This is a genomic window from Klebsiella sp. HMSC09D12 (genome assembly GCF_001808475.1).
Taxonomy (GTDB): Bacteria; Pseudomonadota; Gammaproteobacteria; order Enterobacterales; family Enterobacteriaceae; genus Klebsiella; species Klebsiella oxytoca.
On record NZ_KV793483.1, the window covers coordinates 272,321 to 291,205 of the forward strand.

At 58.5% G+C, this 18,885-nt stretch carries 16 protein-coding genes; 11 read left to right on the top strand and 5 right to left on the bottom strand.

What is annotated here, in order from left to right:
- The first annotated feature begins 117 nt into the window (after positions 1–117).
- From citR to HMPREF3178_RS16360, 3 genes are all read left to right on the top strand, one after another.
- Entirely contained in the window at positions 118–1,029 is a 912-nt protein-coding gene (gene citR, locus HMPREF3178_RS16350; RefSeq protein WP_004100136.1) for a DNA-binding transcriptional repressor CitR, read from the top strand.
- 103 nt (positions 1,030–1,132) lie between these two features.
- Entirely contained in the window at positions 1,133–2,356 is a 1,224-nt protein-coding gene (locus HMPREF3178_RS16355) for a phosphoadenosine phosphosulfate reductase (protein WP_024273911.1), read from the top strand.
- Positions 2,341–2,970, top strand: coding sequence for an IbrB-like domain-containing protein (locus HMPREF3178_RS16360; protein ID WP_004100133.1), 630 nt, complete (start codon positions 2,341–2,343; stop codon positions 2,968–2,970). The genes HMPREF3178_RS16355 and HMPREF3178_RS16360 overlap by 16 nt, the downstream gene beginning before the upstream one ends.
- Here HMPREF3178_RS16360 and HMPREF3178_RS16365 read toward each other — a convergent pair whose 3' ends face one another.
- Positions 2,971–4,116, bottom strand: a complete 1,146-nt coding sequence (locus tag HMPREF3178_RS16365; RefSeq protein ID WP_162098350.1) for a pyridoxal phosphate-dependent aminotransferase — start codon at positions 4,114–4,116, stop codon at positions 2,971–2,973.
- A gap of 188 nt (positions 4,117–4,304) precedes the next feature.
- On the opposite strand from HMPREF3178_RS16365, the gene mtnC reads away from it, so the two are divergent.
- Together mtnC and HMPREF3178_RS16375 are read left to right on the top strand one after the other, a co-directional pair.
- Positions 4,305–4,994, top strand: coding sequence for an acireductone synthase (mtnC, locus tag HMPREF3178_RS16370; RefSeq protein ID WP_004100131.1), 690 nt, complete (start codon positions 4,305–4,307; stop codon positions 4,992–4,994).
- Positions 4,991–5,533: a 1,2-dihydroxy-3-keto-5-methylthiopentene dioxygenase gene (locus HMPREF3178_RS16375; RefSeq protein ID WP_004111302.1), complete on the top strand. Its 543-nt coding sequence runs from the start codon at positions 4,991–4,993 to the stop codon at positions 5,531–5,533. The genes mtnC and HMPREF3178_RS16375 overlap by 4 nt, the downstream gene beginning before the upstream one ends.
- 183 nt (positions 5,534–5,716) lie before the next feature.
- Here the strand turns inward: HMPREF3178_RS16375 and HMPREF3178_RS16385 are convergent, their stop codons facing one another.
- Complete coding sequence (locus HMPREF3178_RS16385) at positions 5,717–8,026, bottom strand: molybdopterin-dependent oxidoreductase (RefSeq protein WP_017146364.1); 2,310 nt, start codon at positions 8,024–8,026, stop codon at positions 5,717–5,719.
- Positions 8,027–8,430: 404 nt separating this feature from the next.
- Here HMPREF3178_RS16385 and HMPREF3178_RS16390 point away from each other — a divergent pair, with 404 nt between their 5' ends.
- Genes HMPREF3178_RS16390 through HMPREF3178_RS16410 form a run of 5 tightly spaced genes read left to right on the top strand, consistent with a single transcriptional unit; the run spans position 8,431 to position 13,907 of the window.
- Positions 8,431–9,417 (top strand): sugar ABC transporter substrate-binding protein, encoded by a 987-nt coding sequence (locus HMPREF3178_RS16390; protein ID WP_032757255.1) that lies wholly within the window; start codon positions 8,431–8,433, stop codon positions 9,415–9,417.
- Between the two features lie 44 nt (positions 9,418–9,461).
- Positions 9,462–10,967 (top strand): sugar ABC transporter ATP-binding protein, encoded by a 1,506-nt coding sequence (locus HMPREF3178_RS16395; protein WP_029496855.1) that lies wholly within the window; start codon positions 9,462–9,464, stop codon positions 10,965–10,967.
- Positions 10,964–11,950: an ABC transporter permease gene (locus HMPREF3178_RS16400; RefSeq protein WP_004100123.1), complete on the top strand. Its 987-nt coding sequence runs from the start codon at positions 10,964–10,966 to the stop codon at positions 11,948–11,950. Before HMPREF3178_RS16395 ends, HMPREF3178_RS16400 begins: the two co-directional genes overlap by 4 nt.
- Entirely contained in the window at positions 11,950–12,951 is a 1,002-nt protein-coding gene (locus HMPREF3178_RS16405; RefSeq protein ID WP_017146367.1) for an ABC transporter permease, read from the top strand. The genes HMPREF3178_RS16400 and HMPREF3178_RS16405 overlap by 1 nt, the downstream gene beginning before the upstream one ends.
- 11 nt (positions 12,952–12,962) lie before the next feature.
- Complete coding sequence (locus tag HMPREF3178_RS16410; protein ID WP_017146368.1) at positions 12,963–13,907, top strand: carbohydrate kinase family protein; 945 nt, start codon at positions 12,963–12,965, stop codon at positions 13,905–13,907.
- A 38-nt stretch (positions 13,908–13,945) separates the two neighbouring features.
- On the opposite strand, the gene HMPREF3178_RS16415 is transcribed toward HMPREF3178_RS16410, so the two are convergent.
- From HMPREF3178_RS16415 to HMPREF3178_RS16425, 3 genes are read right to left on the bottom strand one after another with little or no spacing between them, the layout of a single operon-like run.
- Positions 13,946–14,974: a 2-hydroxyacid dehydrogenase gene (locus HMPREF3178_RS16415; protein WP_004100117.1), complete on the bottom strand. Its 1,029-nt coding sequence runs from the start codon at positions 14,972–14,974 to the stop codon at positions 13,946–13,948.
- A complete protein-coding gene (locus HMPREF3178_RS16420; RefSeq protein WP_017146369.1) occupies positions 14,971–16,467 on the bottom strand; it encodes an FGGY-family carbohydrate kinase in 1,497 nt (498 codons plus the stop codon). The genes HMPREF3178_RS16415 and HMPREF3178_RS16420 overlap by 4 nt, the downstream gene beginning before the upstream one ends.
- 25 nt (positions 16,468–16,492) lie before the next feature.
- On the bottom strand, positions 16,493–17,104 hold the full coding sequence (locus HMPREF3178_RS16425) for a methylthioribulose 1-phosphate dehydratase (protein WP_004111298.1): 612 nt from the start codon (positions 17,102–17,104) through the stop codon (positions 16,493–16,495).
- A gap of 518 nt (positions 17,105–17,622) precedes the next feature.
- Here HMPREF3178_RS16425 and codB point away from each other — a divergent pair.
- Positions 17,623–18,885, top strand: coding sequence for a cytosine permease (codB, locus tag HMPREF3178_RS16430; protein ID WP_004100109.1), 1,263 nt, complete (start codon positions 17,623–17,625; stop codon positions 18,883–18,885).

Below are 18,885 nucleotides of genomic sequence, written 5' to 3' on the forward strand. Positions count from 1 at the left end.
GATAAACTTAATAAGGCATTAGCAATTAATAATAAAAAATGAATAATCACGTAATGTATATAATGCAGACATATAATAACCTCTTTTTCTACTCGCCAGCTTAACAGGACGTTGAAAATGGCTAATCTTTACGATCTCAAGAAGTTCGATCTGAACCTACTCGTTATTTTCGAATGTATTTACCAGCATTTAAGTATCAGTAAGGCTGCAGAAACGCTATTTATTACGCCGTCTGCGGTAAGCCAGTCGCTTCAGCGGCTACGCAACCAGCTCAACGATCCGCTATTCGTGCGTTCAGGTAAAGGGATTACCCCAACTACCGTCGGCGTTAATTTGCATCACCACCTGGAAAATAACCTTAATCAGTTAGAACAAACCATCAATCTCACCAATCGTTCTGAATTAAGGAAACGCCTCGTTGTCTATGCGCCGCAGCTTTTTATAACGCCCAAAACCACCAGCCTGATTCATATGTTATTAGATGATTCAAATCTGCAGGTTGAACATCATGATCTGCTCGCTTCAGGTGAATCGATAGAAAGTTTGTTATCCTACCGGAAGGCCGATCTGATATTTAGCACCACGGCGCTGTCATCACGAGCGACCGTCTGTAAACGCATCCAGGAGCTGGACATTTCATTAGTGTGTAATGAAAACCATCCGCGACTGGCGTCGCTAACGACGACAAAAGCCATAATGCAGGAGCGTTTCACCTATTATATTTGTAACGATCAGGGTACAAAATCCTTTCAGAGTCAAACTGCAGGTATGCTTTCTGACAGAAAAATCTCTTTCAGCAGCGATTCATACATAGCCATTCTTAATGTTATTCAACAAACGGATATAATTGGTTTCGTTCCGACATGTATTTTAGAACACATTAGCTTTCAGAATAAATTCAGGATCATTGAGACTCCCTTCAAAATTCCATCTATCAATATTTATATGATTTACAACCGGGTGAATCTTGACGACCCCAACTTCGCAAATTTTATCGAAGAGTGTGAAAGAAATAATATTATTGAATAGTTAAAGTGATTTCATTGAATTGGTGAATGATAACTAATCTCTTGATTAAGAAACGAATATGATATAAGTACACAGTCTCTTTGGCATTAAAGGAATAATGGCTGTGTCTTTTATTAAAATTCCATTACCAGAATCTGTTCTGCAAGCCAGTCAGCAAAGAATAGAGTGGGTTATGGAAAACTTCTCCCGCGTTTGCGTCTCTTTTTCTGGCGGTAAAGATTCAACAACCATGCTGCATCTCACGGCGCAGCATGCCCGCCAGGCCGGTAAAAAGATTTGCGTCCTGTTTATTGACTGGGAAGCGCAGTTCTCCTGCACCATTGCTCATTGCGAAAAGATGCGCGAGGAGTATCGCGACGTTATTGAGCAATTTTTCTGGGTGGCGCTACCTCTCACCACCCAGAACTCGCTAACCCAGTTCACGCCGGAGTGGCAGTGCTGGGAACCCGGCGCGCCCTGGGTGCGCCAGCCGCCGGAGGATGCCATCACCGATCCCGACTATTTCTCGTTTTATCAACCCGGAATGAGTTTTGAAACCTTCGTCCGCGAATTCGCCGATTGGTTCTCGCAAAATCGTCCGGCCGCGGTAATGGTCGGCATCCGCGCCGATGAATCGCTTAACCGGTTTATCACCATCTCCTCGCAGCGCAAACTGCGCTTTGCCGACGACAAACCCTGGACCACGTCGGCGCCGGGCGGACACGCCTGGTATATCTATCCCATCTATGACTGGAAAACCGCCGATATCTGGACCTGGTTCGGCAAAAGCGGTCTTTCCTATAACCCGCTCTATAACCTGATGTATCAGGCGGGGGTACCGCTGCGTTATATGCGCATCTGCGAACCCTTTGGCCCGGAGCAGCGCCAGGGTCTGTGGCTCTACCACGTCCTGGAGCCTGAACGCTGGGCCGCCATGTGCCAGCGCGTCAGCGGCGTTCACTGCGGCGGGGTTTACGCCGGTCACGACAATCAGTTCTACGGCCATCGAAAGCTGGATAAACCCGAACATCATACGTGGAAAAGCTACGCCCTGTTTTTACTCGACAGCATGCCGGAGAAAACGGCGGAGCATTACCGCAATAAAATCGCCGTCTATCTCCACTGGTATCAAAAAAAGGGCATGCTGGATATTCCGGACACCCAGCCGGCGGATATTGGCTCCAAAGACGTCCCGTCCTGGCGGCGCATCTGTAAAGTGCTGTTAAACAATGATTACTGGTGCCGCCAGCTCTCTTTCAGCCCAACCAAAGCGACTCAATATAAACGCTATCGCGAGCGGATGAATAAAAAGCGCCAGCAATGGGGAATACTATGCAACGACAATTAATCCAGGAAATAGAACGCTATCTGCAATCGCTGGAAAATGAAGAAGAAAAAATTACTGCGCTTAACGCCTTTCGCCAGATTCTGCATGAATATAGCCCCTTCAAATCCCAACCGGTTGATTGCGTACTGTGGGTAAAACAGGAAGCCGTTTCGCCTAATGATTACAACCCAAATAACCTTGCGCCACCGGAAAAACGCCTGTTGTTCACCTCGCTGGAGACGGATGGCTTCACCCAGCCTATCGTGGTGCTGAAACAGGGGCGGGAGCGCTATTCGATTGTCGATGGTTTTCATCGTCATGAACTGGCCAACGGCAAGGCGGCGCTGAAAAAACGGCTGAAAGGCTATCTCCCCGTCACCTGTCTGGAAAGGAGCAGCGCCAGGCGTGATTCACTGATGGCCGCCACCATCCGCCATAACCGGGCGCGCGGGCGTCACCAGATTCATGCGATGTCGGAAATCGTTCAGGAACTGGCGCGTCTCGGCTGGACCGATGAGAAAATCGGCAAAGAGTTAGGGATGGACGCCGACGAAGTATTACGCCTGAAGCAAATCAACGGTCTGGTGGAGATGTTCGGCGACCGTCAATTTTCTCAGGCGTGGACCGTTAAATAACTACAGACGACACAGGCGTTCCGCAGCAGCCAGCAGCGTGGCTGGCTGTTTGGCGAAGCACAGGCGTATCAGCTTATGCGAGAACGGATCGGCACAAAACACCGACAGCGGGATCGCCGCGACGCCGATCTCGGTGGTGAGCCAGCGGCAGAAGTTGACATCATCCAGATCGGAGACTGCGCTGTAGTCCGCCAGCAGGAAGTAAGTCCCTTCGCAGGGCAAAATTTCCAGACGGCTGGAACGCAGCGCATCAATAAACAGGTCCCGACGCTCGCGGTAAAACGTCGGCAGCTGGCGATAATGCTCCGGCTCGCTGCGCAGCATATCGGCGATCGCCAGCTGAGCGGGGGTGTTGACGGCGAAGGTCAGATACTGATGCACTTTACGCAGCTCGGCGCTGATAGCGGCAGGCGCCACGCAGTAGCCCACCTTCCAGCCGGTCATATGAAACGTTTTACCGAATGAAGAGACCGCCACCGCGCGCTCGCGCAGCTGCGGATGCGCCAGCACGCTGGCATGCCCTTCGGCAGCAAAGCAGATATGTTCATAAACTTCATCACTAAGTACGTAGATTTCGCGATCGGCAATCGCCTGCCACAGCGCGGCAAAATCTTCACGCTGCCACACCGTCGCTGACGGGTTGTGCGGCGTATTGAGAATAACCAGACGAGTTTTGTCGCTGAGGGTAGCGGCGAACTGCTGCCAGTCAACGCGAAAATAAGGCGGCTGTAGAGCAATGCGCTTCAGCACGCCGCCCGACAGCTCAACCGCCGGGGCGTAGCTATCGTAGCTGGGGTCAAAGCAAATGACTTCGTCGCCGGAACGGACCAGCGCGGTAATCGCCGCATACAGCGCTTCCGTCGCCCCGGCGGTGACGGTTACGTCGCTATTGGCATCGGGGCGATAGCCGTACAGCTCTTCGGTTTTATTGACAATCGCTTCGCGTAGCGCGGCGACGCCGGTCATCGGCGCGTACTGATTGGCCCCCTGCGCGACGTGATACGCCAGACGCTCCTGCAGATAGCGCGGGCCATCGAAATCCGGAAAACCCTGCGACAGATTAATCGCCTGATGCTGCTGGGCCAGGGCGCTCATCTGGCTAAAGATAGTGGTGCCCAGTGAAGGGAGTTTACTCTCAGGAATCAGTGGCTTATTGCTCATTCTTTTTGTACCGTCTGTGATGCTGTTGTTGAAGCCACTATAACACGATGTTAATATTTGGCAATCAAGACGCTTAGACGTCTAAATGATAATGTTATTTCGCTTAGGCTTTAATAACAGCTCTCAACACAACGCCACCGTCAGCACGACCCACCGCTCACTCTGGAGAACTCATGATCCGCGCTATCGTGACCGATATTGAAGGCACCACCAGCGACATACGCTTCGTCCACAACGTCCTGTTCCCGTACGCCCGCGAACGTCTGGCTGGTTTTGTGACCGCTCAGCAGTTTGGCGAGCCGGTCAAGACCATTCTCGATAACCTGCGCCAGGAGATCGCCCAGCCGGCGGCTGGCGCCGAACAGCTTATTGCTACCCTGTTCACGTTTATGGATGAAGACCGCAAATCCACCGCCCTCAAGGCGCTCCAGGGGATTATCTGGCGCGAAGGCTACGTCAACGGCGACTTCACCGGCCATCTCTATCCGGACGTTTTGCCGGCACTGGAAAAATGGAAGTCACAGGGTATTGATTTATATGTATATTCCTCAGGCTCTGTCGCTGCGCAGAAATTGTTATTTGGCTACAGCGATGAAGGTGATATTACTCATCTGTTCAACGGCTATTTTGACACCCTGGTAGGGGCCAAGCGTGAAGTACAGTCCTACCGCAATATTGCTGAACAACTGGGACAGCCTCCTGCCGCCATCCTGTTTTTGTCCGATATCCATCAGGAGCTGGATGCCGCTGAAGAGGCCGGTTTCCGTACCCTGCAGCTGGTTCGCGGCGACCGCGACCCGGCCAGCCATCATCCGCAGGTTCAGCGTTTCGACGATATTCACCCGGAGCAGATCCCAGCATGAGCGCATTAACCATATTTTCCGTAAACGACCCGCAAAACTCTCTCTGGCACAGTACTAACGCCGAAGAGATCCAGCAGCAGCTCAACGCTAAAGGCGTGCGTTTTGAGCGCTGGCAGGCCGACCGCGATTTAGGCGCGGCGCCAACGTCTGAAGCGGTCATTGCCGCCTATCAGCACGCGATTGATAAGCTGGTTGCAGAAAAGGGCTATCAGAGCTGGGATGTGATTAGCCTGCGCGCCGATAATCCGCAGAAAGAGGCGCTGCGGGAGAAGTTTCTCAATGAGCATACCCACGGAGAAGACGAAGTGCGTTTCTTCGTCGAGGGCGCCGGTCTGTTTTGCCTGCATATTGGCGACGAGGTGTTCCAGGTTCTGTGTGAAAAGAACGACCTGATTTCGGTCCCGGCGCACACGCCGCACTGGTTTGATATGGGCTCGGAACCCAACTTCACCGCCATCCGTATCTTCGATAATCCGGAAGGCTGGATTGCCCGGTTTACCGGCGACGATATTGCCAGCGCCTACCCGCGGCTGGCGTAACGCGCCCTATCCGGGCTACCGATCTGCAGACAACTGTGAACATGTAGCCCGGGCAGGCGCCCTGCGCCGCCCCCGGGAGCAGAACGCAGCGTGGCTGATTTTCCCGGAGGCGATGCTGCGCATCTGTTCGGGCTATCCGCCCGCGGAGGGCTTTGATTCCGTAAGCCGGGTATTACCGGGCGCCTAACCCTCAATAAACCTCGGCGGATCGAAAGCGGTTACCGGCGGCAGCGCGTCCCGCCACGGTTCGATCTCCACCCAGCAGCTTTGAGCGCTACAGCCCTGCCCCAGGCGCGAGCTGCCGCGATCCTCGGTTAACACGTTGGGATTGCCGTGCTTATCCAGCGAGCCTTTTTCATTCGGGTCCAGCGGATCGTACCAGGCCCCGGTCGACATCTGCACCACTCCCGGCAAAATCTGCTCGCTGAGATGGACGCCGGCGAGAATCGCTCCGCGCGCGTTAAAGACCTTGACCACGCTGCCTTCGCTGATGTCCCGCGCCTGTGCATCCTGCGGATGCATCCACAGCGGCTCGCGTCCCTGAATTTTCGTCGCCCGGCTGACGCTTCCGTGATCGTACTGGCTGTGCAGGCGGGTACGCGGCTGGCTGGAGAGCAGATGCAGCGGCCAGCGCGCAGCTTCCTGCCGCCGCCAGGCCGCTTCCTGCTCATCCCACCACGGATGGCCCGGGCACTCGCGATAGCCAAAGCCGGCAATGGTTTCTGAAAAGAGCTCAATCTTGCCGGAAGGCGTAGAGAGCGGATAGCGCTGCGGGTCGGCGCGAAAATCCGCCAGAAAAACCTGCGGCTGCTCAGGCGCGCTGTACTCCAGCACTCCCTGCTGCCAGAACGCCTCAAATGACGGCAGCGTAATCCCCTCTTCCTGCGCGCGCGGTCGCGAGGCTTCGTAAATCTCCCTCAGCCACTGCCCGGCATCGCGCCCCTCGCTAAAACGTTCGCCGCAGCCCAGCCGTTCGGCAAGATCGCAAAAGATGGCGTAATCATCACGCGCGTCGCCCACCGGCGGGATCTGTGCGCTCATGGCGATCATAAAACCATCGTGACCGCCGCTGCCAATATCTTCCCGCTCCAGCGACGTGGTGACCGGCAGGACGATATCGGAAAATTTAGCCTGCGCGGTCCAGTACTGTTCGTGCACCACCACCGTTTCTGGTCGCCGCCAGGCTTCGCACAGGCGGTTAATATCCTGATGATGATGAAACGCGTTGCCGCCGGCCCAGTAGACGAGGCGGATGTAGGGATAGCGCAGATGCTGGCCGTCAAACTCGTATGCTTCGCCCGGATGCAGCAGCATATCGGAGAAGCGCGCCACCGGAATCACCTGGTTCACCGCGTTCTCCCCGGCGGGAAGGCGCGGCCCGGAAAAGGCCTTACGCCCCGCCCCCGCCAGATTGGTGCAGGCATAGCCAAATCCCAGCCCGCCGCCCGGCGTACCGATTTGCCCCAGCAGCGCGGTGAGCGCCACCGTCGCCCAGTAGGCCTGCTCGCCCTGGCGCGTCCGCTGAATCGACCAGGAGATATTGACCATCGTACGCTGGCTGGCCATCTCACGCGCCAGCGCGACAATCCGCTGCGCGTCAATACCGGTTATCGCCGCCGCCCACTCCGGCGTTTTTGCGACGCCATCGCTCTCCCCCATCAGGTAGGCGCGATAAGGTGCGAAACCCACGGTATGGCTGGCGATAAAACCGCTGTCGTAGAGGGATTCATTAATCAGTACGTAGCACAGCGCCAGCAGCAGCGCGGTATCGGTTCCGGGACGGACGGCGAGCCACTCGGCGCTCTCCACGGCGCTCAGATCGTTGCGCACCGGACTAATATTGATAAAGCGTGTCCCCTGCGCCTGCATCTTTTCCAGCCAGTATTTCAGCATATGGTCGTTGGCGCCGCCGCCGTTGACCTGCGCATTACGCAGCGGCAGGCCGCCGAATGCGACGAACAGTTGGCACTCCCGCGCCAGCTCGGAAAAATGGGTATGCTGACGGTGCAGCGGGCTCAGCGGCCCGAGAATATGCGGCAGGATACGCTCCCCCGCCGCGCTGCTGTAGGTATTAGTGCTGGCGGTATAACCGCCAAAGCATTTGAGGAAACGGTGCAGCTGGCTTTGCGCGTGGTGAAAACGGCCGGCGCTGGCCCAGCCATAGGAACCGCCGAAAATCGCCTCATTGCCGCAGCGCGCTTTAACCGACTGCAGCTCGCGGGCCAGCAGATCGAGCGCCACTTCCCAGCTCACCTCAACAAACGGCTCTTTACCGCGCCCGTCGCGGGAAGCCGGGCCATTTTGCAGGTAGCCGGCGCGTACCGCCGGACGCCGAATGCGCGTCTTGCTGGTGACCGCATCAGGGAGCGACTGACCAATGCGCGAGGGATTTTTATCCCAGGGCACCGGCGTCACCGCCTCAATTTTGCCGTCACCGGCCTGTACCCGCCAGGTTCCCCAGTGCATTACGGTCAGATTATGTTGTTTTCTCATGCGGTTTTTTCTCACCTGCTAACGGCCGCTATAATAAAGCGTGCGAATCCTGGGAATAAAATACGTATCACCATACAATCTGCTGCTGAGAAAGGATTTTCCACGCAGAATAGTTCTACGCTATTCCGGGATGCGATATATTACAGCGACAGAATAATTTTAATTAAGCAGCAATCTTTATTTGAATAAATAAGAGTTGCAAGCAAATTAAGCCCACAAAATAAAAAGGGATTAAACTGCATCATGAAATATTTTCAGGTTGCAGATGACAAATTTACGTTTTCCTCAGGCAAATCTGCGATATAACATTGTTGATATAACTTAGACATATTTTGTATTTGAGGTTGTGTAGTTGTTGTTGTCATGCTACTGCTCCGCACAACCACCTCCATTACAGGACCATAATAAGAACGTCGCAGAAAAAGAAATTATTGCCCATCGCGCTGGGCCTGCTCTCGCTTGCCTCCGTTAACGCTCTGGCAGCAGAGGCTTTATCGCTTCAGGGAAAAACCATCGGTATTGCCGTCGTCGGCACGCAGCACTTCTGGGATCGCGAAGCCTATAAAGGCGCCAGCGAAGAGGTTGAGAAACTGGGCGGTAAAGCGATCGGCGTCGACGGCGGACGCGATAACCAGGTTCATGCTAATAACCACGATATTTTACTGTCGCGTAAAGTTGATGCGGTAATTAGCATTCTGGGCGACAGTTCCGTTGAGCCTAAATTTAAAGCGCTGCGCGATGCTGGCATCCCGGTATTTACCGTTGACCATGTCTCAAAATACTCGGTCAATAACACCACCTCCGATAACTACACGCTGGGGTCAACCATTGGTCGCTATATGGCCGATGAACTGGGCGGCAAAGGCAACGTGGCGGTATTTAACGCATTCTCCAGTTCCCTGCGTATTTGCGGGATTCGTTACGACCAGTGGAAATATGTCCTTAAGGATTACCCGGATATTCATATTATTCAGCCAGAGCTGGCCGAACAGTTCGCCAACTCGCCGGAAGATGCGCGGAAGAAAACCCTCGAACTGCTGAGCCAGTATCCGAAAGGCAAACTCGATGCGATTCACGTTGCCTGCTGGGATCAGCCGGCTATCGGTATTGTCCAGGCGCTGGAAGAGACCGGCCGCGATAAAGACGTCAAGGTTACCGCTATTGATGCTGGCCCGGAGACGCTGGAGATCATGGCCGAGCCGGGTAGCCCGCTTGTCGCCAACGTCGCCCAGCAGCCGCACCTGATCGGCCAGACTTCAGCCGATAACGTCGCTCGCTACTTCGAAAAACAGAAGCTGCCGCTGCAAACCTTTATCCCGGTGGTCCCGGTGAAAGGCCCGCAGGAGGCGAAAGCGGTCTACAAACAGCTGGGATATGGCGAACTGCAGTGATCACTCAATCCTCCGGCGGGGCGAATCCCGCCGCTGGTCTGGCGATGAACCAGATCGGCAAAAGCTTTGCCAACGTGACTGCATTAAATGCGGTCACGCTGCTTCTGAATCCCGGTGAAATTCACGGTCTGATTGGCGAAAACGGCGCGGGAAAATCGACGCTGATAAAAATCCTCGCCGGGGTCTACCAGGCCGATAGCGGCAGCGCCACCCTTGACGGCGCGCCGCTGCCGCTTGGCAATCCAGCGGCGATTGAAGCGCTGGGTATCCGCGTCATTCACCAGGAGCTCAATCTGATCCCCCACTTTACGGTGGCGGAATCGGTGTTTCTCGGCCAGGAGTACCGCACCCGCTGGGGCGCGCTGGACCGGCGGCGGATGAATGCCGCCGCCGAAGCGTTTTTCCGCGACAGCTGGCAGCTGGACATCAATCCCCGCCGCCTGATTCGCGACCTCAGCCTCGCCGAACGCAAGCTGGTGCAGATCGCCAGGGCGCTGATTGACGGCGCGGCAAAGCTGGTGGTCTTTGATGAACCCACCGCGCCGCTGGAAGCGCAGGAGGCCAGCCTGGTTTCCTCAGCGATTTTGCGCCTGCGGGAGCAGGGGATCGGCATTCTCTATATTTCCCACTACCTCAACGAGATCGCCGCCCTCTGCGATCGCGGCACGGTACTGCGTAACGGCGAGGTCGTTGGCTATCCCGACCGGGCGCTGCTGCAGGACACCGACGCGCTGATTAAAATGATGGTCGGTCGCGACATCGAACAGCTCTATACCCCGCGCCAGAGCAGCGCTCAACAGGTAGATGCCGCCGCGCCGGTTCTTTCGGTTCGCCATCTCAGCGACGGCGTCCATCTGAATGATATTACCTTTGATATTCAGCCGGGCGAGATCGTCGGCGTCGCCGGCCTGCTGGGCGCCGGGCGCGACGTACTGGTCGATCTGCTTTATGGGCTGCGCCGCGCGCGCAGCGGCACAATAAGCATCGACGGCCAGCCGAAGCGGCTGCGCACGCCGTATCAGGCCACCCGAGCGGGGATGGCGCTGGTGCCGCGCGACCGCCGCCATCAGGGGCTGATTCTCCCCTTCTCCACCGCCGACAATATCAATCTGGCCTCGCTAGCGGAGACCGCCACTTTCGGCTGGGAGCATCGCGGCCGGGCGCTGGCAAAAGCGCGCAGCTGGATTGAGCAGCTCTCCATCCGCCCTGGCCGTCCGGAGCTGCCGGTGCGCTTTATGAGCGGCGGCAACCAGCAAAAGGCGATACTTGCCCGCTGGCTCGGCACCGATGCGCGGCTTTTTATTCTTGATGAACCCACTCTCGGGGTGGATATCGGCGCGCGCAGCGATATTTATCAGCGCACCCGCGAGCTGGCGGATCGCGGTCGCGGCGTGCTGGTCTCATCCAGCGATGCGCCGGAGCTGCTCGGCCTTTGCGACCGCATCCTGGTGATGTGGCGCGGCGAGCTGGTGGCCAATCTCCCGACCCGGGGGCTGACGCTTGACGCGCTGCTGGTGACGATTAACGGTGGACAGGAACAACAGGTATGAGTGCAGATATTCAGCGCCGCCCCCTTCCGGGCATCACGACGCTTATCGAAAAATTCCCCCTGATTCTCTTTTTTGCGCTGCTGGTCTGGCTCAGCCTGCAGTCGCCTTTCTTTTTAAGCTGGCAGAATATCAGCATGATGCTGGTGCAGAGCGTGCCGCTGGCGATCCTCTGTTTCGGCCTGGTCTGCGTGATTGCCGTCGGCGGCGATGACGTGGTTTCCGGCGGTATCGATCTGTCGCTGCCCGCCATCGCGGTGCTCGGCGTCGCGTTACTCAGCCTCGGTATGGCGGAGTGGAACACCCCTTACCTGGCGCTGATTCTGCTGCTGGTCGCCGTGAGCCTGGCCTGCGGCGCGGTCAACGCCGTGCTGGTGCTGGCGGCAGGCCTGCCGCCGCTGCTGGCGACCCTGTCGACCTCGGTAGCCTTCACCGGCCTGACCGACCTGCTGACCGGCCAGCGACGCATCGCGGTAAGCGATCCGCTGATGGTGGCCTTTCGCGATAACGCTCTCTTTGGCATTCCCTGGCCGCTTCTCTATCTGCTGGCGGTCTTCGCGCTGTTTCAGCTTTTGCTCCACCACTCCCGCTTCGGCCAGCATTTACAGGCGGTGGGCGGTAACCGCGATATGGCGCAGATGAGCGGGCTCAACGTTCGCCGTTTAACCCTTCTCGTCTGGCTGCTGGCGGGCCTCGCCGCCGGTCTGGCGATTTTACCGCTGCTCAGCCAGGGCTCAGGCAGCTCGAGCGGCACGGCGACGCCGCTGCTGCTGGAAACCGTCCTTGCCACTTTTATCGGCGCGGCGTTCTCGCGGCGTCGCGTGGTCACCATCTGGGGAGCGCTGCTCGGCGCGGTGCTGGTCAACGCGCTCTCTAACGGGCTCGGCCTGCTGGGAGTAAATATTTTCTGGATGGGCGCGATCAAAGGCGGCCTGATCCTCGTGGTGCTGGCGGCGTCAGCGGTCAGACATAAAGGAGGCAACTGATGAGCCAGATGACGCTCAAGACCCCCTCTACGGGACAAACCGGCAGCAGCCCGCTGGCGTGGCTATCACGGGCAGGGTTCGGCATCATTACCCTGCTGGCGATTGCCCTGTTCGGCTGGGCGAACCCGGTATTTCTGACCTTCGACAACTGGGCCAATTTGCTGCAGGGCAGCGCGATTCTGCTGATCGTGGCGATGGCGATGACCCTTATCGTTAGCGCCGGAGCGATTGACCTCTCCGTCGGCGTGGCGCTGGATTTCGGCGCCGCCTTTGCGCTGGTGGCGCTGAAAACCTGGCACCTGCCGTGGCAGGCGGCGGTGGGCTGCGCGCTGCTCGGCGGGGTGATTATCGGCCTGCTGAACGCCTTCCTGATCCTTGTCTGCCAGATTCGCCCGTTCCTCGCCACCCTCGGCACCTGGTTTATCGCCAGCAGCGCCGAGCGCATCTATACCGACGGCGGCGGCTCTATCTCCTACCGCCGGATGGCGCCGGAGTATCACGATCTGGCCGTCGGCACCGTCGCCGGAATTCCGACGCCGGTGGTGATAGTTCTGGCGCTGTGGTTGGCGGCCTGGCTGCTGACCGAACGCACGCTGTTCGGCAAGTACGTGCGCGCTATCGGTCAGAACGGCGAAGCGGCGCGTATCGCCGGGATCCGCGACCGCCGGACCATGCTGTGGGTGCTGGTAGCGGCCTCCGCGCTGTGCGCCGTCGGCGGCGTCATTCTCTCCGCCAACCTGCGCCAGTTTACGCCGCTGGCCGGCCAGGCCTACCTGATGGATGCCATCGCTGCGGTCTTTATCGGCACCGCCTTTAACCGGCTGGGCCGGGTCAGCATTGCCGGTACCCTCGGCGGCGTGCTGTTCCTCGCCATTATTGATAACGGCCTGAACCTGATGGGGCTGAACTACCTGGTGAAAGATGCGCTGGTTGGCGTAATCCTGGTGGTGGCGCTGGCCCTCTCCTTCTGGCAGGCGCGTTTGCGCCAGACCCACCGTTAAGCGGAGCACCTATGGCAGCTTTTGACGCCGTCTTTGTCGGCCTGACTATTCTGGATATCGCCGGTCGCCCGGTGATCGACATCCCGCCGCGTGGCGGGGTGGCCTTTATCGAACAAATTCGTCTGAACCCCGCCGGAACCGCCGCCGGAGCCAATATTAATGCCGCTAAGCTGGGCATTCGTACCGCCGCGGTGGCCTGCCTCGGCGAAGATGAAAAGGCCGATTTTATACTCGCCAGCTATGCGCGGCTGGGAATCGACTGTTCGCTGGTCCAGCGTACCGCGCAGCAGGAAACGTCGGCGACGATCCTCCCTATCCGCCTCAACGGCGAGCGCCCGGCGCTACACTGCCGGGGCGCTTCCGATACGCTTTTTATCCGCGAAGAGGAGTTTGCTGCCGTCCTCGACTGCCGCTTCCTGCACCACGGCGGCACCGGCCTGCTGGCGGCGATGGATCGCGGGCAGAGCGCCCTTCTGCTGCAAGCGGCGAAGGCTCGCGGCGTCACCACCAGCTTCGATTTGATTGCCCCCAATGAACATACCCTGGAACTGCTGCGCCCGCTGCTGCCGTCAGTGGACTACTTTATGCCCTCCCTGGAAGAAGCGGCGTATCTCTCCGGGGAGACCCAGCCGGAAGCGATCGCCCGCTTCTTTTTTGCCCTTGGCGTCGGGACCTGTATTTTGAAGGACGGCGAGAACGGTTCCTGGCTGCTGACCCGCAACGGCGCCGTTGAACATATCCCGGCGTACCGGGTCGATGCCGTGGATACCACCGGCTGCGGCGACAGCTACTGCGGCGGCTTTATTGCCGCGCTGGCCCGCGGGCTAAGCGTCAGAAAGGCATGCGAGGTGGCTTCCGCCGTCGCCGCGCTGGTGGCGACCGGGATGGGGTCGGATGCCGGGGTGGTGGACTGGCCGCATACCCGGCAGTTTATGGCGGCAAACCGGCGCGGATAACAAGCTTTGCCGCCGCATCGCGCGGCGGCAAAAGCCGGTTAACGCCACTGATAGAGCAGCGGCTCGCCGGCGACATAGCGCTGAAGGTCGGCGGCAATCATCGCCGTATGCTTAGCGATGCTCTCCCGCGTCGCCCCGGCAATATGCGGGGTGATAATGACGTTATTCAACTCGGTGACAAACGGATGATCGCGCCACAGCGGCTCGCGATGGTAGACATCCAGCGCCGCGCCGCCCAGCGGGCCGTGGCGCAGCGCGTGAATCAGCGCCTCTTCATCCACGACCGCCGCGCGCGAGGTATTAATCAGCAGCGCGCCCGGCTTCATGCTATTCAACAACGCCGCGTTCACCAGGCCATCGCTGTGCGGGCCGCTGCTCAGATGCAGACTTACGATATCCGCCTCGCGGAACAGTCCCTCAAGGGTCGTTTTTTGCAGCCCCGGCTCGTTAATCTCTTCGGCGGCGACAAACGGGTCCACCACCAGCACCGCCATGCCAAAGGCGCGAGCGATGCGCGCCACGCGGCGGCCAATATTACCGTAGCCAATCAGCCCCAGGGTTTTGTTACGCAGCTCGCTGCCTTTAAACACTTCGTAAGGGCTTTGCGGACTGACGTCCCACACCACATCGCGGCGCAGTCCGCTCTGGGTGGCCTGCGCCGCGTTTTCGGCGTGGGTGAATTCGCCGCGCTTCAGCGCCGCGTGCGATTGCGGAATATGCCGCGCCAGGCTCAGCATCAGCCCCAGCGTCAGCTCGGCGGCGGCGTCCGCGTTACGCCCCGGCGTATAGAGCACGCGGATACCGCGCGCCAGGGCGGCTTTGGTATCGATGTTCACCGGATTGGCGCGCGTGCAGGCGATCACCTGCAGACGCGGACAGGCGGCGATCACCGCTTCCGTCACCTCATCGTAGCTGGTCACCAGCACCTCGGCGTCGTGGGCCAGCTCGATCAATTGGTCTGCGCTCAGCTTTGGCTTGCCCAGCGCCCAGCCTTCCACCCGCAGTTCGCCCAGTTGCTGAAAAGCACTGAGGTCGCCGGCGTGTTCGGCGGTAAAAACAATTTTCATATGCGTTGTTCCTGAGAAATACGTTGAAGCGCCTCGCGGCGGGCGTGCCACACCGGCAGCATCTGCTCGCGTAGCAGGCGATAAACCGGATAGAGCGCGACGTAGCGGCTGTGCGCCTGTGGATTGGGCCGATAGCGGGTCTGCTCCAGCGCCGGATAGCGGCTGAGGGCATCAACGCTGCGCGCCGCCAGAATCGCCGCACCGCGCGCGCTAAGCTCGTTGAAAGTACTGGAAACCACCGTTCTGCCGGTACAGTCGGCAATAATTTGCAACCAGGTCGCTGAAGCCGCGCCGCCGCCGGTCAGGTACAGTTCGCCGCCCTGCGGGTAGCCCTGAAGCGAGTCGACGATAGCGTAAGCCAGACCTTCAAATACCGCCCGCTGCAGTTCTGCGCGGGTTGTGTGCTGGCTAATGCCGAAATAGCCTGCCCGCGCCTCGGGGCTGAAGAACGGCGCGCGTTCGCCGTTGAGATAAGGCTGCCAGAAGACGCCGCCGCTGCCCGGTTCAACGCTGGCGATATGCTGTTCCAGCTGCTGTAAATCCGGATCCAGCGAAATCTGCTGCTGGAGCCAGTCGATGTTCGGCGTCCCGGCCTGCATCGGAAAAAGGTTAATAAAGCTGCCCGCTTCGGTGTGGGTAACGTAGCGCGTCCCCTCATTGACCGTCTGGCGACCGTGACAGACGATGCCGGTGCAGCAGGTGGTGCCGAGAATAGTATAAATGTCGCCATCATTGACCGCGCCGCAGCCCAGCGCCGCGCTGCAGACATCCAGCGCGCCGGCCGCTACCGGTGTGGCAGCGGGAAGCCCGGTCAGCGCCGCGACCTCTTCACGCAGCGCGCCAGCCTGCGCGTCCGGCGCCAGCAGCGGCGGAAACAGAGGTTGTAAATCTGCCAGCCCCATCTCGTTGAGCACCACCGCGGATAGCTTCCCGCTCTGCTGATTCAGCAAAGAGGTGCTGGCATCGGTGAGATCCAGCGCCGCGACGCCGGTGAGGCGAAAGCGGATCCAATCCTTGGCGAAGAACAGATAGCGGGCCGCCGCCAGCCGCTCCGGCTGATGATGCTTGAGCCAGCACAGCTGCATGCTGGTGTTGCAGGGCTGAAGATGGGTACCGGTATCGTCAAAGAAACGGCGGTCAAAACCGGGGCGGCTGAGGAGTTCGTTCATCAGTTCCCGGCTGCGGGTGTCGCTCCACAGGATACCCGGCCCGACCGGTTCGCCCTCGGCGTCGCAGAGCCAGACGCCCTCCCCCTGCCCGGCGAGGCCAATGGCGCGTAAACGCCCGTTTTGCAGCGCCGGATTTTGCGCGATATCGCGCAAAATCGCCACCACCGACTGCCACAGCTGGGCCATATCCTGTTCGGCTTCACCGTTGGCCGACAGGCGCGGGCCGGTGTTCTGCGCCGCGCTGGCGCACGCCTGAAAATGTTGATCAAACAGCACCGCCTTCACGCGCGAAGTGCCGATATCAATTCCGAGATAAAAATCCATGCCTGACCCGTTGATGGAGGGAAATTTAGTCGCGCTCGTAGCGGCGGCGCATCAGCTCGCATTCGAAAAGAAACTCCAGTCCTTCCAGCTGGCGACGGGCTTCGGGAATATCTTTGCCCCAGCAGGTCAGGCCGTGGCCGCGCAGCAGGAAGCCGTAGCGCAGCGGGTGGGTCTGCGCATAATCTTCAATGCGCGCCGCCAGGGCGTCGATATCCTGGTCGTTATCAAAAATGGCGACCGGCACGGTATCAAGATGGCTGTGCTGGCCGGCCAGGGTTTTCTGCATCTCATAACCCTGTAGCGCCAGGGTGGCGCTTTTTTCAATCCGCGACAGCACGGTCGCGTTGACGGTATGCACATGCAGTACGACATTCGCTTCCGGGAACAGGCGATACACCAGGGTATGCAGGCCGGTTTCAGCTGAGGGTTTACGCCCGGAAGGCGCTTTATTGCTGGCGATCTCCACCTGCAGGAAATCCTCCGTCGTCAGGCTACCTTTATCGCGCCCCGACTCGCTCAGCCAGCACCAGGTCTCATCCTGACGCACCGACATATTGCCGCCGGTAGCGGGCGCCCAACCTTTCGCACCAATCCAATGACAGGTGGTGACCAGTTGCGCGAGTCTTTCTTGCCACATAGCAGTTCCTTAGTTTAGCGATGTTGTATTTAGCCGTCTAAATGGCTATTTACCCGATACTAACACCGCCGACGTAAGCGAACAATATTTCAGGAAAGACTTACATTGAGAATGGTTATATCAGAAATGCATATGTAATTACGATTTTTAACAACAATACAACTACACATTTTCATGACGCCAAAATTACCGGCTGCGGAGTGTTAAAAAGATGGCTAATCGTTCCAGCGGGAAAAGGCGCAAAATTGACATCATTTGTCAATTCGGCACGGTCTTTCAGGGCGGGTGAGGCGCCAGCCTCCGCCCGGTATTTATGCGGCTACCGTAGCCAACCCCCGCGCCCCGCGATGGTGCAAAACATGGCACTGTGCACAGATTGATGGCAATCGACGACCGAGAAATACGATTTTATGTGCAGATTGCCCACCCTCTTGTGTTATGCCTGCCTTGATTTTTTTGGCATACCTCTTGCTACCCATCAGCCATCGCTATTCGGATAGCCACTCAGAGGTTCCACCATGTCAAACAGCAATGATTTTCCACTCGTCGAAGCGCCCGCTTCCGGGCGCAAGGGCGTATTTTCCATCTCGATGGTTCTGTTCAGCTTTACCTTTTTCACCGGCACCATGTTCGCGGGCGGCAAGCTGGGCGTCTCTTTCTCCATCGTTAACCTGCTGTGGATTGCGGTAATCGGTAACTTTCTGCTGGCTCTGTACGCCGCGTCGCTCGGCTGGATTGCCGCGCGCAGCGGGTTAAATACCGTGCTGATGGGGCGTTTTTGCTTCGGGGAAATCGGCAGCAAGCTCGCCGATTTTATCCTCGGTTTCGCCGAGCTGGGATGGTACGCCTGGGGTACGGCGACGGTCGCCATCTCGCTGGTCAAAATCCTCGCCCTTCCTGAGGCGCTGACGACTCCGCTGATGATCCTGTTCGGTATCCTGTTTTGCGTCACCGCGCTGGTGGGCTACAAGGGGCTGGATGCGCTGTCGCGCGTATCGGTGCCGCTGATGTTTATTCTGCTGGTGGTGTCGATGTACCTTGCCGCCCATCACGCCGGCGGCTGGCAGGCGATGACCCAAATCGAACCCGGCGAAACCATGAGCTGGTCTGCGGCCATCACCATGGTATTCGGCACCTTTGCCAGCGGCGCGACCCAGGCGACCAACTGGACGCGGCTGGCCAACTCCAGCCGTACCGCCATCGTCGCCAGCATGAGTAGCTTCCTGATCGGCAACGGGCTAATGATTATCGCCGGCGCCTGGTGCGCCATCGTTTACCAGCAGGCTGATATCGTGGAAGTGCTGATTTTGCAGGGGCTGTCGGTCGCCGCGGTGGTGATGCTGTGCCTCAATCTGCTGACCATTCAGGGGCCGACGATTTATAACGTCTCGGCGGCGGCCTGCCATCTGCTGCGCAGCGAGCGTCGCCGCACCCTGACCGTAGTCGCCGCCGGGGTCGGCATTCTGCTGGCCATTGGCGGTATGTATGAAATGCTGATTCCTTTCCTGGTGCTGCTGGGCAGCATCATTCCCCCCATCGGCGGCGTGATCCTCGCCGACTACTGGTTTTATCGCGGCGGCCGCTACCCGCTGCTGCACACCACCCGTTTGCCGCGTTTTAACTGGCTGGGGCTTAGCGCCTACGCCGTGGGCGCGGTGGTGGCCTACCTCTCGCCGTGGATCGCCCCGCTGGTCGGTATCACCGTTTCCGCGCTGGTCTATATCGCGCTGACTCGTCTGAGCAAACGCCAGCCCGCCGCTGATTCCGTCGTGGAACAGTAG